8 protein-coding genes are annotated in these 19,348 nt (G+C 35.6%); 1 reads left to right on the top strand and 7 read right to left on the bottom strand.

The window, feature by feature from the left end; translation table 11 throughout:
* Window positions 1–13 precede the first annotated feature (13 nt).
* The 6 genes from O5O44_RS04930 to O5O44_RS04905 form a co-directional block, all read right to left on the bottom strand.
* Window positions 14–2,890, bottom strand: coding sequence for a glycosyl hydrolase (locus tag O5O44_RS04930; protein WP_289195971.1), 2,877 nt, complete (start codon window positions 2,888–2,890; stop codon window positions 14–16).
* A 69-nt stretch (window positions 2,891–2,959) separates the two neighbouring features.
* On the bottom strand, window positions 2,960–4,372 hold the full coding sequence (locus tag O5O44_RS04925) for an L-fucose/L-arabinose isomerase family protein (RefSeq protein WP_289195970.1): 1,413 nt from the start codon (window positions 4,370–4,372) through the stop codon (window positions 2,960–2,962).
* Window positions 4,373–4,407: 35 nt separating this feature from the next.
* Window positions 4,408–7,272, bottom strand: a complete 2,865-nt coding sequence (locus tag O5O44_RS04920; protein WP_289195969.1) for a glycosyl hydrolase — start codon at window positions 7,270–7,272, stop codon at window positions 4,408–4,410.
* A 50-nt stretch (window positions 7,273–7,322) separates the two neighbouring features.
* Window positions 7,323–9,701, bottom strand: a complete 2,379-nt coding sequence (locus O5O44_RS04915) for an alpha-L-rhamnosidase-related protein (protein ID WP_289195968.1) — start codon at window positions 9,699–9,701, stop codon at window positions 7,323–7,325.
* A 32-nt stretch (window positions 9,702–9,733) separates the two neighbouring features.
* Window positions 9,734–12,982, bottom strand: coding sequence for a glycosyl hydrolase (locus O5O44_RS04910; RefSeq protein WP_289195967.1), 3,249 nt, complete (start codon window positions 12,980–12,982; stop codon window positions 9,734–9,736).
* Entirely contained in the window at window positions 12,972–16,241 is a 3,270-nt protein-coding gene (locus tag O5O44_RS04905; protein ID WP_289195966.1) for a family 78 glycoside hydrolase catalytic domain, read from the bottom strand. The genes O5O44_RS04910 and O5O44_RS04905 overlap by 11 nt, the downstream gene beginning before the upstream one ends.
* A 213-nt stretch (window positions 16,242–16,454) precedes the next feature.
* On the opposite strand from O5O44_RS04905, the gene O5O44_RS04900 reads away from it, so the two are divergent.
* Window positions 16,455–17,339: an AraC family transcriptional regulator gene (locus tag O5O44_RS04900; protein WP_289195965.1), complete on the top strand. Its 885-nt coding sequence runs from the start codon at window positions 16,455–16,457 to the stop codon at window positions 17,337–17,339.
* Here the strand turns inward: O5O44_RS04900 and O5O44_RS04895 are convergent.
* Complete coding sequence (locus O5O44_RS04895) at window positions 17,336–19,252, bottom strand: ulvan lysase-like protein (protein WP_289195964.1); 1,917 nt, start codon at window positions 19,250–19,252, stop codon at window positions 17,336–17,338. The genes O5O44_RS04900 and O5O44_RS04895 overlap by 4 nt on opposite strands.
* Between the last annotated feature and the right edge of the window lie 96 nt (window positions 19,253–19,348).

Here is a 19,348-nt window from a genome sequence, read left to right as displayed (position 1 = left end):
TAATCAAGATAAATTAATTAGTTTCTGTTGTTAAGATTTTTACAGGCCCAATTAATCCAGAAGGAAGAAGCTGTGTTGCTTTAGTAAACTTTCTGATATTGGTTTTCGTAAATTGTTCTTCTTCTGGTAAAAAGGCATCTCCAATTAGTCGATTTGGCCAGAGGTTTACAACATCAATTTCTAAAGTGTTGTCTTTTGCTCTTACCTGTGATGTCATGTTTACGCGGTATGGTTTTGACCAAGTAATTCCTAAATCAATACCATTTAATTTAACACGAGCCAACTCATGAACTTGTCCTAAATCTAGGTAAAACTCTTCATTTTCATTTAAGTTTTTAACATCAAAAGTTTTACGATAAGTCGCAGTACCCGAGTAATATTTAATACCTGAGATGTCGTGTTTCGACCAATCTATTAAATCAGGAAAAACAATTGTTTCTGGTCCTCCCCAATTTTTATCAAAACTCAAGTTCCACACCCCTTCTATTTGTTGAACAGTTTTAAATGTTGGCCAATTTGAAACTGAATTTTGTATTGATATTGGTTCTTTAAAAACAACAAAATAAGAACTAGAGGGTCCAAATTCCATAGGAATGATGGTTTGTCCGTTTTCTTCTTTAAAATTGGTTAAAAGACGTGTTTCGCCAGTAACAGGATTCCATAATTCTGGCTGCTTATCACTCACTCTAAAAGTACATTCTACTTTTTCAATAGGTTGCCATTTACTCGCAACATAATAGATGTCTGAGTCTTCCGTTTTGCGGTGGATGAAATCGACAACCCCAACATCACTTAAACCAGTACATTCAAAATCTGGAAGGATATTTTGATTTTGCAAAACTTCTCGGATCGATTTATTCCAAACAAATTTGCCTTTACCAATTTTATATTCCCCTTTTTCAAGATTACCCCAAATGCGTTTTGTCAAATTTTGGTACTCAGCCACATCATCTGTTTTACCCAACATGGAGGTTTCTATTTGACCCACAACTGTTGCACCTTGTTCTGCAAGTTTTATTATTTTTTTTAATGCTTTTAGCGATACAGGTGTTTTTTCATCAACAACCAAAACTTTATAGTTCATGCCGTCAGGTAATACCAACTTGTTATTCTTGAATTCTAGTCTGGTTAACAAAACTTCTTCGTTGCATTTATCGTAATCGTAACCTTTCCCTAAACTAACTGGTGGGTTTTTCATACCGTCCTCCCACTCAAATGCATCAGCGCCTAATCGTAAACCGTGTCCGTTATAAAACAGCACATCAGCAACAAACAATCCTTGTTGTAGCATGTAAGAGCAACGTGAAAGATAATCAACAAAAGGCATTGACTGATTCCACCATGTATTGGTTCTGTCAAAATGAGTACCTGCACTATGCGTTAAACCAGGCATTTCCGTAATCGAAGGACGATGCGAAAATGTGTGAAAACAAATCCAATTGAGCCCATCACAAAACGCCTGATCTGCGGCGGCTTTCATTTGAAAAGGAGAGACTTCCCAATTCGGGCCAACAGAAGTGAACGATTCAGCAAATACTTTTTTAATACCATAAATATGTGCTGCTGTTGCTGCTTCACGCACCAAGAAACGCCCACTAGGTTTTTCTCTATGTGGCGATGGCATCCAAAATTCTCCCATAGCCACATCACATTTGCTCACACACTTCTTTAAATCGGCTTGGTATTGGTGAGGACCAGCCGCCTCTGCATAAGAATCTAAGCCGTGTTCATGGGCGACTTCCTGCTGTCTTCCATAATGATTTTCAGATATCAAATCACTAATTGTTAATCTAAAATCATTTAAAAAATGTTCAGTTGTTTTATCAGATTCAATGTTTACTCCAACTAATGCAGGCATATATTTTACAATATCATAACCTCGACGTTGTCTAAATTCGTCTGGAAAATATTTCGTCCAGTTAGGATCACCAGCTTCCCAGCTATCGCATTCTACGTATTTAAAAGCTTTTCTTTCGTCAGGGCTCATTTCTTTTAGTAAAGTCCCCACGGTTTTTTGCCAATGCAAATCGAATGCCTCTTTACTTAAATGGTCGATATAAAAAATACCACCTAAATTACGTCCAGTTGGGCGGTATCCGAACCTAATTATACGCCAATGGCCTTTAGGAGCATTCCATTTTAAACGACCCTTTTCATCGAGCTTGTCGGTAATATTAATAATTTCGTTTATTGAGGGTGTTTTGCCATCAGGAAAGGCCAAAATAGCAATATCATTGTAAAAGGCATTTTGTGCGTCTTTTACCGTTTGATCTTCTCGTTGCCTTTTAGTTTGAACTGGAAAATTTGGTTCTGGAAATTCTTGGTTTATTATATTCCCTCCTTCAACCATTAGTTCTCCCCAAACCAGCTCTTGTTGACCATGACTGGGGGTTACCCAGGGCGCAGCGCATCCAGCTGGACCAATAAAAACGCCAAAATCAAGTCCTAAACGTCCAGCTTCCAGTGATGCAAATCGAATTTTGTCTCTCCAAGGTTTTGACCAAACTTCTATTTTTTCAGTAGGTTGTCTCAAGCTTCCGTCTTTGTACTCATCGGTGACTTCATACCTAATTTCAGTGGAATCAATTATGGTTTTCTTTTTCCATTTTCGCGGACCAAAAGGCCCTACGCCACCATCTAACACCATGCATCCCGATAGACCTTTGGCTTTCATCTCTTCCAAATCCTTTGTGATAGCTTCATTATTGGTAGGCGTTTGAAGCCACCACCACCATGCTTGTGGTCTTACCTCATGTGGTGGGTTTTTAAAATTTTGTTGAAGCGTAACATTCGCAGAATCACCTGTATTTGAAACCGTTAAGCATGATGTAAATAGCAGCATTGCAAAATAAAAACTTGAAACAACTAAGATTAAATGACTTCGTCTCATATTCTTTGAATTACTCAAAATGGATGTGTAAAGTTAAATCTCTATTTATAAATTTTATTCAATTTTTATTTAACAAATACGGACTACTCGTAAATTTAAAAGGTTTCCAAGTTTCTCAATTTTATTGGCAATGTGCCCTACACCAATAGCGCAATGATGGGACGGACCTTGTTTAGACCATTCGTTCATAAAAGCTCTCGCTCCTATGGAGAAGCGATAACGACTATTCGTGTTTCCTATTTGCAGAACAGGTCCTTCAACCGATTCTCCTTCTGCAACTAATAAAAATACATCATCTTTACCTTCTACGACAGACAACAAAGTTACAGGACCGTGTTTCACTGTCATTTGAATAGATAATCCTTTTCCTGGTTTACCATGATAGACGGGTAATGGCACTAACTGTACATTACCTTCAGCTATAGCAAAATGTGCAGGACCGTCATGACCAAGCATCACAATATCATCATTAAAATCCATCGCATAGAATTCTGAAAATGATCCACCAACACCAAAAGCATCCATAATTTTCATGGCTTGAGCATTCTTTATTTCATATTCTCCCGCCACAGGTATGTTTTTACCAGTTAATAATGTATTTCCTGCAATAACAGAAGTGACTATATTTTCGTATTCGTTAGCGGTTTCCCCTTCGTAATAATAGGCCATAGAACCTAGATTGTGGTTTTTAACCAATTTATCTAGGGCAATAGATGTTTTTGCTGCGCGAATTAGTTCGTCTTTCTCACAAGCTTCAACAACTTCAAAAGTAGTTTCAAATTCATTTAGTTTTTCTTTAATTTCAGATTGAGTCACAGCGTCTCTGTATTTCTTCACCTCACACATTTCTAAAATTTCTATGTGTGTACCAAATGCTGCTGATTGCTTAGTTAAGTCTGCATAAACATCTAACATGCCTGCATAATAATGCCCTAAAACACCGAGTCTATTATTTTGCATTATCGAAGCGACTTTTGTAGCATCTATCCAATCTTGAATCTCATCCCAAACGGCTTGCTCATCTAAATAGCCTGTGACAAATTCGTAATCAATACCTGAACGATTAAATACATTAGCCAACTCTGGCACAGAACAGGCTTGACAATGTGCCAACCACTCGCCTGTCATTTTACCACGATCTCCTAAAGCGTTAAAACTTTCATAATCGATTGCAGCTACTGGTTGAATATTTAGAATAACCACAGGACATTTTAGTTTTTGAACCACAGGCAAAACCGTAGATGACAAGGCATAAGTAGAGACATATAAAAATAAGATATCGACATCTTCAGTTTTTAATACTTGTGCTTGCTCTCTAGCCTTTACAGGAGAATCTATTAAACCGACGTTAATGACCTCTGCACCAAAACCAGTCATTTTATCTGCTACCTGTTGTTGGTATCCCTCTAATCGTTCTAATAGACCATCAAATTGAGGCCAATAAGTATCCAAACCGATACCAAACAATCCTACTTTTATCATTATAATTATTTTTAATTTCTAACTTTTCCTAATATTTATCTGAGTTCGTAGTTAAGAAGAGTTACTGGTCCTTCTATGCCTGTTGGCACCAAATCTTTATATCGCTTTGTCCATTCATACGCCATCTTATTGTTTTTAAGAGACTTAGTATAATTAGCTAAAACGGTTGTATAATGAATTTCAATGGCATTCTCTCCCTTCTTGAGGTAATCTGAAATTGAATAGACCGCTTTTCCGTACCAGCGTTTTCCAACGTTCTGTCCGTTCACATACAATTCTGTTATACCTTCATTTACATTTCCTAAATCTAAATGAGTGAAATCTTCCGCATTATTTATCGTTGTTTTATAAACAATTTCGCCCCCAAAAGTATTTTGAGTACTGTCTTTTGATTTACTGAAATCAATAAGCGTGGGCATATCCCAAGTAAACACTTTTTCATCTTTTCGCTTGCCAATGACTTTCCAATGAACATCAAGCACTTTTGATTCTTTTATTTTAGTCACAACTTCAATAGCTTTTACTAGAGGTCTTTCATCTTCAAAAACTAACAGAAGGGATTCCAAAGGATTCAAAGTGACGCTTAACTCATTTGAATTTGATTCAAAATAATAGGGTGTTTTCTCTCCTGTTTCAGGATTCCAGATATATGGATATTTGCCATCAACAGGAAATTTAGCGTCAAATGATGTTGTACTATAACGGCTTACATTGGTGAAGAAATAAATATCTTTATCATCGGTATATTGATGTATTTGATACACGTTTTCAGATGGGTGACTTATAGCCACATCAGCTTCTAGTCGGGTTGTTTTCAGAACATCATTTGTCCAGTTGAATACAGCGTTTATGGACTCCGGGTGTTTCACTTGGATTACTGATTCAGGATAATTCGCCAATAGACTCGTCATGGTAGTATTAACTAAATCATCGTTCTTTTCATATTCTGAAAAATGTAACGACTTTAATGGTAATTGATCTATGACAATAATTTCACCTCCTGATTCTACAAACAGCTTGATGTTCTCTGCTGCCTTTGGGCTTAATGATTTTAAACTGGCAAGCATTAATAATTTGTAGGTCATGTTACCATAAGTAATTCCCTTTTCATTTACAGTAGCTCTTTCAAGAACACCTTGATTAATATACTCAGCAGAATATCCTAATTGACTTATTGGTTCCCATAATCTATACAAATACTCAGGTTCCATATGGAAAGGCGTTCTAACCAACCCTTTATCTCCCCATAGGTCAGCGGTTGGACCTAAGATGGCAATAGATTTATCGGCTTGAGAGTTTTGAAAAACATAGGATAATCTAGAATTATAATCTATCCAATTAGGCAAGTGTTTCCACCAGGTGTTTTGCTCACTAAAATAAGCCCCAAAACGTATCCAACCAGGGAATTCCACTTCTGGTGGCGAATAATTATAGCCATGTAGCACAGAATGATTTATTCCGGTTATGAAATTCATATCATCATGCTGTTTTATTTCTTCAAGTGTCGCTTTAAATACGCCTCCCAGATTGGTCATAGTTTCACAACTTGTAATCTTTTTATCTGTTAAATGCGCTCCCGCAGAAGCATACATATTCCAGATCATATAGCCGTGTGATTGCTTCCAGTCCCAAACAGAATCTTTCATCTCCACCGTGTAAATCCAGTTGTTGCTCTCGGGTATATCTGGTATCATATAACCATCTAACATGCCCATTAAAAAAGGTGTGCCATAAGCCTGATAGCGGCATAGAATATTATTGTCTTCGCAAAAATCTTTATAGGTCTGTGTGAAGTTTTTCAAAAACACTTCAACTAATAACTTGTTATAATCGTAACGTACACGCTTTAACTGGTCTTTAAACTCAGGAGTGAAATTTTCAGAATACGTCCCTTGTGAGTAGTTGCCATTAGCTTGACAAAAAACAAAGGGCAGCCAATTATCTAGTTTATAGCCATAGGCCTCAAAAAACAGATTTTCAAAACCATCGGTCCAATTGGCTCCAGATACTTCTATACTATCACAAAATATAGCTCGAATTAAATCACTAAGCGGCATCCCTGAACGTTCAGATATTTTCTTCATCCGATTTAAATATGCCAAGGTCATTTCCTTTCTATAATGGTCCATTACAGGACCAGCGCCACCCGGAGCACCCAGTGTAACATCTCTAAAATTTTGCTGAATTAAACCATAAGACAATACATAATTACCTTTATGTACTATTTGATAAGATATTTTTCCGTTAGCGTCTTTGTGATTTTTTAAATCGACTATTTGGTTCGTATCATTACAATTTTCGGGCACTAATTTTACAAATGACAATCTATAAGTTGTTCTTTTACTGATGTGCTTTTGAGATCTATTGTTTTTGTGCTTGTCTTTAAATAATTCTACCAATCTAGCTTCATCAGCTTCAATAGTTTCACCCTGTTTATAAAGAATATGATCTGACACCATACGTTGAGACGTTTCATTGTCTTGAAGAAACTCTCCCCCAAAAGGCCAACCTGTGCCTGCAATCATATCGGCAATCATACCCAAATCTTTCGTTTTCTTACAGGCATGAACTACCATATCAATCCATTCATCACTCATCCAAACTAGGGCCCTATCACCATTATCAGGACCTACAGGCATTGCAATAGGGTTTATTTCAACACCACCAAAACCAACACTATGTAAAGACTCTAATTCTCTATCTAGTTCACTTGCCTTAACTTTATTTCCGTTCCACCACCATCGCACAAAAGGACGTGCTTCGGCTGGTGGGTTTTGGAAGCCCATGAATAAATCATGCTTTACATATTCTTTCTTTTGAGTGCTACAGGCATAGAATATTAATGCACTAAGTGATAGAAATAAGAAATTAATTATTCTTCTTTTTTTTAATAAAAGCATTCTGTTAATGTTTGGTTCTAATTGTTAATATTGAAAATTAAACTGCCATACTATTTTTCATAAACGGCCTTTAACTTCCAATCTCCAGAAGGAATTCTAAACTTAATATATTTACTATCTTCTCCTTCTACTTGAATACCTTTTGCTTTCTTGTTTATTTTTCCTTTTTTCCAGATACAATATCCGTTTACAAAAACTTTTTCAATAGCTTTATCTTTTTTAGGAATTCCAACTATGGTCTCTGTTCCATTTGGTGCATTTAAATTAAGTTGATACTCTAAATCTTTAACATTTATAGCTATTTCTATAATGCCTTTTACAGTAGGAATAGTTTTCTTGATATTTTTGAAATGCACCAATTCTGGCATAATTTCAAATTCACTCCACCCTTTTTTAGTCGGTCTTACTCCAGCAATGTATTTAGATAAAATGGTATTAGGTGCGTTCCAAGCGTGATTATAACTCCCGCCCTTAGGAAACATTTCATATAATGTAGACATCGATTTTTCATCTACTTGGCTTTGATACTGCAGCTTCATTCTTTCTAAAGACGCTTCATGTCTACCAGCAATACACATGGCTTCTTCTGCAATCCATTCAAAATGCGGACTCGAAAAACGGTTTGGAATTAACACATTATCTACAATTTGATTGTAATATTCAGGATTTGCAATACCAGAAACAATAGCAATAGCGTTTGCTCTATCATCTTTAAATTTTTCTGCATTAGAACTGTAAAAACCGTCTTTCCAATACAATTTGTTAAAAGCAGGTTTTATTATTTTCATTCTATCCTTATACCATTTTATGTGTTCTTTGTTTCCTAAAACTTCTGCCATTTTTTTAGCTTCTTTTAAAGCGAAATAGTAGAATGCCATTTGAATTGGCTGCTTATCAGCGGTATTTTTAACACCCCAATCTACCCAATCCCAAGAATCTGGACTTTTTCCTTTACGATATTCTGGCAATCCATTTTCTTGCATTGGAAATAAGGCTAGATAATCGTATACAAAAGGATAGGCTTTTTCTAACGTTTCTTTATCACCAGTGTTTAAATAATAAGGCCAAATTCCTTGAGCAATAAATTGTAGGCTTTGTGAAACTAGTTCTCGAACTCTTAAAGGACCTAAAGCTCCCATTACTCCATTTTCGCTAAATGCCGTAGTTTGCAAAATGGCTTTTTTTAATAACTGACGACCAGCATAATCCATCGAATAGAACAAATAGCCTACTTGATCTGCTACGTCACCTATCCATAAAGCTCGTTCTCGGTCTGGGCAGTCCATAAAATTATCTCTAGCGCAAACAAACAAGGTGTTGTTTCCCATCCACCATAATCGTTGGTAAAAAGGGTCATCAACTTCAAATTCCCCAACCATTTCACCAACACTCATCCATCTGTATTTTAAGGCATTTACTTTAACGCCTTTTGGAATAGTATAACTTATTTCATGTCCGTTCATCCAAGAAAAACTCTCGAAAGATTGTTTGCCTTCTTTAGCGATGTAAGTGGCATTTATTTTATTGAGTCTATTATCCGTTGTGATGAAAATAGTATCGCCTGCCTTAGCTTCAATTTCTAAATATGGTGTGATTTGTTTGTTGAAAGGCAATTTTGCTTTTATAGTTTCTCCTTTACTAACAAATGGAAATTTTAAAGCATCATGATGTTCATAATTCTGTAAACCATGGTTCACTAAGTGCGGAACTATATTTGGTTCTACATTGTACCAAGGGGCATCGCCTAATTTTCCTTTTTCAACTGCTGATGGCCAACTAGTATCATTAAAATTATTCTGGTACCAAGCTTTTTCAGTCCAATCTCCAAAAGCATTTTGCGCATTAAACTGCACACTATATTGCACTATGGCTTTACTTGCTGGTTCTATCATATTATCGTATCCAGGGTGCTGTAGCGCTTTCCAGGACGCATCTGAAACGACCTGTTGGTTTCCTATATTGGCAGAAAACAACAACCCGCCCTTACCACTATCAATATGAGTTCCTTTATGAGTTTCACGCCCCCAATACCAAACTAAAATTGCCATAGTATTTTCGCCTTTTTTTAAGTAGGGTTGAATATTTATACTATCGTACCAAGAATTTGTCGGTGTTATGTTTTGTTTTCTATTCCAGTCTCCTGCTTGACTTGGCCCTCGTGATAAACCACCTTCAAACAGCACCATTTCACCATTAATCCATAACCAAAATTTACTATCTACTGCAATTAATGCTTCTACCTGATCGGGTATGTCTTCTAAAGTGACTGTTTTCCTAAAACTCATCCATGTATTAGACGGACCATCTTCTTGTTGCCATATCCAATGGACATTATTCCAATTTGAATTTTGTGCAAAACACATTGATGTTATGAAAACTATTGAAAGAAAAAATCTTAAATCCTTTTTACTGATAATTTTTATGTTCATTATTCGAATTTATCTAATTGCTTTAATTCCATTTATTTAATAGTTTCTATAACAATGGGGCCTAATAAACCAGAAGGTTGAATTTTACTTTCTGAAGTAATTTTATCAATTACAATCCATGTATATTTTTCATCTTCTGGACGTTGTTTGTCTTTTATTAATTGGTTACGCCATAGGTTAACCACTTCAATTTCTATTTGATTTTTTCCTTCTTTCAGGGCGTCTGATATATTAAGTCTATAAGGCGTCATCCAAACACCACCAATATATTTACCATTTAATTTTACTTTAGCCATTACCGAAACTTTTCCAAGATTAAGATAGATATCCTGATTTTTAGGAAGCTCTTCTAAGTTGAAATCAGTTTTATAAATGGCAGTTCCTGAATAATATTGTATTTGCTCATCATCAGAATATTGCCAATCTATTAATTCATTAAATATTACAGGTTCTTTTGGTGCAATGTCTTTATTTTTAAAATCAACTTCAAATGGGCCTTCAATGGCATTGAGCTTTTTATACTCAGGGAAATTTGAAGTGTAAGCTGTTTTAACGTCTCCATTAGCATCTGTATTTGAAAATACAACAAACCAACTCTGAGCAGCATTTAATTTTAAAGGAACTTTTAGTCCTGTTTTGGTAATTTCGTAATCGGGTAAAGCCCTCATTTCACCACTTACAGCATCCCACAATTGCGGTTTTAAATCTTTATCAACACGAAAAACTGGAGAAATCGCTAACGCCTCATCACTCTGGTTGCTTACAAAGTAAATATCCATACCTGGTATATTTCTATGTATCCAAAGTACTGGTGCATCCTCAGACACTTCAATGTCTTTTGCTAAATTTAAATCTGCAAAAACTTCTGATAATTCATAACCATCCAATACTTTTCCTTTACCATATTGAACTGACATTTTACCTTGATTATAGGCGCCATTCCAAAGTTTAGCAGCTAATGCTTCAACTTTTACATCGCAGGCAGGGTAGTTCTGTAAACTTGGAGATTTATAAGGTTTTGGCCCTAAAATTATTCCACCTTGTTGCACTAAGTCTTCAATCTTCTCTAACAATTCAGGACGCATTGTTGTGAATGGTGGTAAAACCATTACTTTATAAGACATCCCGTCAGGTAATACAAATCTACCATCTTCAACAGATACGCGATTCATAATCACTTCTGCATTAATATAATCGTAAGAGTATCCTCTAGGAAGTTCTGGTTGACGTACCCCAGTCATTATTGGAGCATCTTCTCCAATAAAATAACACACATCGGCCACATATTTACCTTGCTGTAACATATGTTGACAACGACGTAAATAATCAAAATAAGTATCGGCTTGTTCAAACCATGTGTTATGACGATTGAATTCCGTACCAAACCAAGCATTCATTCCTGGTTTTCTATTATCATCTGGCTGTTGAATGTACAAATGCAGTACAAAATGATTGATGCCTTCGGTTAAAGACCAATCGCCTCGCTTTTTAAGCATCGCTGGATGCCTTAAATACGCTCTTCTAGAAGATGTAAACGCTTCTGCCGAAGTTATCGCTTTTCCATAAGTATGTGCTGTCGACGAAGAGGCTTTACATTCTATATTGCCCAATGTACCTTCGTTCCAAAATTCTCCAGATATCAAATCCGATTGCCCACCATACATCATAAATTCACCTGGAAAACCCCAATGCCCATAGTTTTCTAACCATGTTTTTAAATTATATTTGTTACTCGCTTCTCTTAATCCACCTACGTACTCATAAGCCACATCATCTGCAATAGAACGACGCAAATCCCATAAAAATCGTTCGGATTGCTCAACACTACCCACTATTCTACCTGAAAGTACTGGTAAAAATGGTACAGGATTGTATCCGTATTTTTCTTTAAACTTTACTTCATAACCATCTGTCCAATTTTGAGAACCTTGTTCGTAACTATCGGCAACAACATATTTAAATGCAGATTTACTCTCTTCTGGAATTCGTTTTAACAACTCACCAACAAAATTATCAAAATGATACTGTGCTAATTCGCTATTCATTTTATCAATTTCATACCCTACTCCCTGTGGAGCTGCTGGCGCATTTTTTGTTCCTGTTGGTGTCATTCCCATGCGCATAATCGTCCAGCTTCCTACTGGTGCATTCCAATTTAGCATTCCATTTTTATTAAGTTTATCACTCAAATCAATAACATTGTCTGGATTTATAGATAAACTTTTATTTTCAAGTGCTTCTTGTCTTTGAAAAATGTAAGTATCCCAAATAGGTTTGGGTGTAGAGTGCATCTTTCCGAGTTGCTTTTCAATATATTTATCTAAAACAGGTGCTTCAGAAATTGTAATTTCAGCAAAGCCATATCCCTCATTCTTTGTGCTAAAATTGGTACAGCTCAATTTGAATCGTTGTGCTTTGGTATCGGTTAAAATGGTAGCAAAATCTCCTGTTTCTATTGAAGCTACATTTGGCGTAATGCGAAAACGATCGAAATGAAACTCTTTAATTATTTTTTCTTGACCATCTACAATAGCCGATAATGTCATGTTACATTTAAAGGCTCTACTAGGGATTATAGTGATAGAACGCGCTGTAATTGGTTCAGAAAGTTGAAAACTTATTTCTAACACTTCTCCTTTTTTTGGTTCAAAACTGGTGTCGTCTTCCTTATTTCCATCCGTTAAAATAGTTACATTTACATCGCTCCAATTGGCATTTACTTTGGTAGGTATAAACCGAGTACTTTTTTCTTCAACATCCAACGATTTAAAAGCAAAGGTATGCGTGTCTTGAAATTCTTGTTTAGGTTGTGGTAATTTAAAATTAAGTTGTTTTCCTCCTGAAACTTTAGTTTCGCTAAAGGTTAAATAACGCATTGCTTTTGTATAATCTACCCAAGGCCCACCACTTTGGCTCCATCCTGGGCAGTTAAAAACCCCAATCTCAACACCAATTCGTTTGCCTTCTTCTACGGCATGCGTCATGTGCGACCACCAATCTTCGCTTAGCATCGGTACTTTACCGTCTTGATGTGCTGGATTTATATTGCCTATTAATGCCCCACCAATACCCGCTTTTTTCATGGCTATTAAATCTTTGGTAATGCCTTCTTTGGAAATATCATCATTAATCCAATACCAGTAACACCATAGATTATTATCTTCTTTAAGGTCTACAAAACCAGATTGAATACGTTCAATGTCTTTTGAATTATTGCATCCTAAAAAAAAGAATATTATTAATCCTATGATTGCGTTAAACGTATTAGGCTTAATTTTCATTGTTAATGACTTTCAGTTCTCTAATTGACGGTGCATTTTTTGCATCCACAATAAACAATCTACATTTTGTAGATTGTATAGCATCAAATTGATGGGTTTTATTTGATCCACAATTTGTCTCATTTATAATATCTTTCCATACCCCATTCTCCCAATATTGTATTTTATAAGAAGTAATACTGTTCTCATATTCATCTACAATGATTTGATTAAACGTTTGTGGTTTGACCCATTCCACTTCTAAATATTGGTTATTAGATTTGTCTGCCAACCAACGCGTTTCATTATTTTCATCGTTAGCCTTAAAGGCTTCAAATCCGGGTAATTTTTCAGTTTCAATAAACATAGAAGAAGCATTCATTCTACCCAATGTTGCTAGATTTTTTGAAGTTCCTAATGGTTCTGGATATGCTACTTTTGGAAGTTCATTTATTTTAAAATCATAAACACCAGATCCTACATTATAAATTACATAATTTCCAACAGCATCACTTTTTTCAGTACCTACATAGTTGATGGTTTTAATTTTTTCAACCAAAATATTATCTTCGAAAACCACATCTTTTGAAATTGCTGGTAGATACACTTTAGCAGTTGTATTTACAGGAACTTCAATATGAAAAATCGCAGAGTTATCTTCCTTCTTCCAATTTACCACCACATTGCCGTACATGGATTCGTATTCAGTATTTGCATAGGTTAAATCGCCAACAGGCATTGGTTTAATTATCATATTTTGCATTCCTAAACTTTCAGGATTTGGGCGGATTCCTCCAAAACCTTTGATAAAATAGCCTCCAATTCCTGTATAACAGGTATGAATTTGACTCACCCCAACAGCCGACCAACGCTCTGGCCACACCGTTTTTCCTTGCTCAATAAAATACCCATAACTTGGGTGGTGCTTATCTTGCAACAGCTCATAAATTAAATCCATTCGTTCACCTGATTCAATAAAGTATCGTGTGTATAATGCTTGACCTGAACTACCTGTATCATAATAAGGGAATTTGTACAGCACATTATCGACCAAATTATCATACACTTTTTGTTTTTCAGATTCTGGTGTTATGCCTGCTAATAAGGCAAAAGCTTGATTAACTTGCTGTCCATTACCATACTGCCCTGTTTCAGAATTATAGGTCATTTTATGTGTCGCTTCCCTTTGAACTTTTAAACGATTTGTATAAGTTTTAGCGTCATCATATTTACCCAACTGTAAGGCTATTTTCTCCGCATTATCGAGCATTACTGCGTAAATACAATTATTAAAATGAATGGCTTCGGGTGAGTTACTACTCGTCCAAAAATTACCTCGAGGTGTGCACCAATCGCCTAAACCTGGAAACTCTCTAGCTCCTTGCTCTCCTGTGATTAATGCACCTCCTGTTTCATAATTAGAATTTTGATACATCCAAGTCATCCAGTTTTGCATGGACTCGTAATTGTCTTCCAATACTTTTTTGTCGCCCAACATTCTGTAGGTTTCCCAAACTGTTAATGGACTGTTTGCTTTCCACATTAAAAATGGTCTGTCGTTTTCGTTAACAATTGCGCGTATCTGTCCGTCTGTATGTTGAGCGTCGCGAGTATATTGTAAATATTGGTCCATATAAGCCCCACTTTCAAAATTTGGCAAGGCATCTCCATACATGGCTGCAACGGTGACTTCTCCCCAACCTCTCCTTTCACGATGAGGACAATCCACCAAAATACCATCCATGGTATTTGCGATGTAGGTATCTAAATTAATTTTATAGATTTGATTTAGTTGTTGACTAGAAGATTCAAACTTGCTAATAATTTTGCGGTCGTTTGTTACAACAAAACCTTTAATATCGGCCAAACTAGGTTGGTAATTTAAACCGTAAACAGTAATCCATCGCCCGCCGGCTACATTAAATCGGTTAGCAAAGGTGCCTTTACCCGATTTCCCAAAAATGTATTTGCTTTTTTGCTTCCAATTAGAACGCACATCTTCTACATCGCTAATTTCAAATAAAATAGAATCGCCTTCTTTACCATTGAATAAGTTCATTTCAAAAAAACCAGTATAGTTTTCACCCATATCTACTCTATACGTGCCGTCTTCATTTTTAGTGATAGCCATGGGTTTAATCTCCCTAAATTTAACTTGAGGCTCTACCATTTGCGCACTTAAAGAAGCTGTTATTTTACTGAATTTTCTATTTCTGAATTTACCCTTGCCTATTAACTTATCTTCTTTAACTTCTACATTTTCATTGAATTCCTCAAGCTGTGCATTTAATTTTTCAGCATTGTAAATACCGGCATTAGCCCAAATGGCATCATTATATGCAACGGTATTCCAATTGTCTTCCTTTAACCTGTCATCTATAGTTTCACCACCAAAATCTAATATATCCCAATCGCCATAATAAGAACTATGGCTTTTTTTACATTTCCAAGTCTCATCAGTCCCTAAAACTATTTGCTCCTTAATTGTTGTTATATTAGCTTGCGCTTTAAAGACAAACGGTGGATTACGATACTCTGTAATGCGGTCCCATCGGGCCCAACCTGCGGCGTGCCAAATAGCTATAACGTTATCGCCTTTATTTAAAAATTCAGAAACATCATAGGTTAGATAAGGAATTCGTTTTTTCATGTAAGAAGAAACTGGATTCATCACGTTATCGGTTACCTTTTTGCCATTTACATACAATTCGTGATACCCAAAAGAGCCCACATAAACATATGCTGAAGTAGCATTCTCATTTAGCTCAAAAGTTTTTCTATACCAATTATGGTCAGTTTTCTTTTGGTCGAGTTTATGAATCCAATCGCCTTTCCAATCGGAAGGATTTAAAAGTCCCATTGAAAATTTAGCAGGTTCACTCCATTTAGATTGCTTTCCTGAAACATCCCAGACACATACTTTCCAATAATATGGGGTTGAAGATTTTAACAGACTACCATGAAACGTGTTGTTCACAGATGAATCTGTACTTACCTTTCCCGAATCCCAAACATCGCCTTTATTTTTATTCAAAAGTTCCATGCTACTTGAAACAAGTATTTGGAAGGCTGTTTGTTTTTGTCCTCTTGTATTAGTTTTATCAACCATTTTCCAACTAAAACGAGGAGATGTATTATCAATTCCTAATGGATTGGTTTTGTATTCACATTTAAGTTCTTTTAAAACCACTGATGACAAATGGTTACAACCAATAACTGATGAAGCAAATAGTACAATGAGTAGATTAATACACATTGAATAAGCAGATTGATGTTTCAAAATTTTAGACAAAGTATTTAAATAGATTAATAATTTGGAATTTAATTTTTAGAACATATAGAATGATTTAAAAATTTCAATTTCCCTTAAGTTTCGCAAAGCCATTCTATTTTTTTATAACAGATAGCTATAGCCATTATTATTTTTATAAAAATCGTCAATTAAAATGTGAATCCCAATTAACAATTTGATATATTAGTTGCACAAAATGACATGAAAAATAAGTTTCGAAAATATCTAATAGTCTTTGAAAAAGACAAATCATGGGGGTTTTACATAAATAATCTAGGACGAACTGTTGTAGAAAAACACACAAATTACCCCTCGAAGGACCACCCAGAAAATTATGTATTTTCATGGGACAAGGGACGTGTTTTAGACGAATTTCACTTGGTACTTATTACCAAAGGTGAAGGTGTTTTTGAAAGCAAAGCAACTGGTAAAATAAAAATTTCGGACGGCGATGTATTTTTACTTTTTCCGGGGGTTTGGCACCGCTATAAACCATCTAAAAAAACAGGTTGGACAGAGCGTTGGGTAGGATTCTCTGGTGACATTGCGAATCAATTTTTATCCAATGGTTTTTTCTCGCCAAATGCTCCTATAATTTCGAAATGCAATAAACCTAAGATATTAAATCATTTTAATTCACTTTTCAAATTGTTTGATGAAGAACCGTTTGGGTTCCAAAAAACAGCTTCGGGAATATGCATTCAACTTATGGCAGAACTTCATAACGTTAAAAATGGCGGGAACAACATTGACAACCTAAACTCCATGGTATCACGAGCGAAAGGCATGATGTACAAGCAAATCCAGACATCTCTGGACTTACCAAAAATGGCTTCGGAATTAGGCGTGAGTTATTCAAAATTTCGATTGGATTTTAAAAAACAAACAGGGGCTTCTCCGCTTCAATACCATCTATTATTGAAGATTGAAAAATCGAAGGAATTATTATTAAACACCAATAAATCTCAAAAAGAAATAGCCTTTGAACTTGGTTTTGAGTCTGATTATTATTTTAACAGATTGTTTAAACGCAAAACAGGGTATGCGCCAGGTAAATTTAGAAATCTTAGCAAAGGTGAATTTTAAGTTACAACTATTGAAATAAGCAGTTCCTTTATACCTTCTTCAAAAAATACTTCTAAGGGCAATGCTTCGACTCCTGGTACCATATTAAAAGTTCTTGAGCCTTCCATTTCTTTTATTCTGATAGGCGCATTCGCTTTTACAGTAACCAATCCTTCCGATTTTTGAATACTTATTTCTGTATCGCTTACTTGATTAAAAACTTCTTTATTTGGAGAAACAATAGGTAACACAAATGCGGTTGGCTCTGAAACCACTTGTTTTGAATTTACTTTAATTTTCATAATATCTGCTGAACAGATATATGATATAAAAAACTCTGAAGCTGTATTTTCAATTACATTTCTATCAACATCTTTCAATTTTACATTTGCTAGTAATTCAATATTACCATTTTCATCTTTACTCGTTACAGTGGCTGGCAAATCATAAAGGTTTGTGTACCAAACCTTATCTTTAAATGTTTCAATTCGCGGCGTTAAACAAATATCTTTTCCAGGTTGTGGCTGTTGATTATTTTTTTCAACCATATGGTACTCTGCCATACTTGCAGCACATAATAACCCTACTCTATTATGAAATAAAACTCCTAAAGCACCTCCTGAAGCTTGCCGAAAATCGTACTGATAATGATATTCTGCATCATAAGCGCTTACTGTTCCTCGCCAATCTCCTCTTGCAAAAAGATAAACATCCAAATCTTTAAAGTGTTTTGCACCATCTGCGGTAGCTCTTGGTAAACTAGCGTTTGAATTAATTTCTGGTAAGTGATCCCAGTGGTCTAACAAGGCTGCTAAAGGTTTAGCATGAGTAAACGTATGGTGTACACAAGGAGGAATACCTGCTTCCACAAAACCAGGCCCTCCATGAATAAGTCCATCTGCAGTACAGCGTTGCAATAATTCTGTATTCTTAACAGCTGCTGTACCAAATGCAGGATTGATATGCGCCATCATTCCAAATGCAGGTTGGCTACCATCGCATGTTCTACTTCCCCAATAACTCCACTTATACATTCTATTTCCCCAACTATTATCCCAAGCTCCATCAGGCAACATAAATTCTAAATGATTATTCAACGATTTTGTTAAGATTTGTAATAGCTCTTCATCTTTTTCTTTTAGCGCATACATTACTAAACTATTTAAGGTTTCTTCTACATTATATCCTAAATCTACACCATGTAATCCCTTTTCACTTAGTTTACTGGAGCTCTTTTTACATTCCCCAAACAACAAGCCTTCATTTGCTGTAAAGTAGGCTTTTACTTCAGAAGCTAATTTTTTACTCTTGGCTTTAAAATCATCTCTATTTAAAATATTACCTATTAAATTTAAACCATACACAGCTGTTCCTGGATAATTAATATTGGTGAAGTCAATTGTAAATGTATCGTAAATATATTGACCTGCTTTATCTAAACGCTTTGTCCATTCTTTTTGAGTTGCATCCTCTAAAACATGACCATGATAATGCAATGCTTCAGCGAGTGCAATAGCCCCAAAAACAGTAATGCCTTTCCAAGATTTCGGATTTCTAATGACTGTCCAAGCTCCGTCTTCTTGAGACACATTGTTCTCAGCCCAGGTCATCACCAACTTTGCCGCTTCTACATATTTTTTTTCACCTGTAGTATCTGCCATATATAAAAAAGGATAAACGGCATCCATACAACGCCCATGGATATGGGAACAAGACGGACAACCCAATGCTCCATGCTCTTCTAAATTATTTGGATTATTAATCTGAACGTTTATCATGCCATCACACCAATCCTTCAATAATCCTGAAATTAAATTCTTAAATTCCAAAGAATGTTCTGGGTGGTTTTCACATGAATTTAAAATACCAGCTATTGGAAGTGATATTCCTAGTCCTGCTAGTGTTGAAAGTTGAATGAAGTTACGTCTTTTCATCTATTGTGAATGTATTAATATATGTGTCATGTGAAAAGTATTAAGATTTTATGCGAAAACTGTCCTGTTTTATCCTGTGTAATATATTAAAAAGCC

The organism is Algibacter luteus, from assembly GCF_030344935.1.
Taxonomy (GTDB): domain Bacteria; phylum Bacteroidota; class Bacteroidia; order Flavobacteriales; family Flavobacteriaceae; genus Arenitalea; species Arenitalea lutea.
Note: the sequence above shows the minus strand (reverse complement) of the source record. Positions and strands in the feature narration are given on the sequence as shown.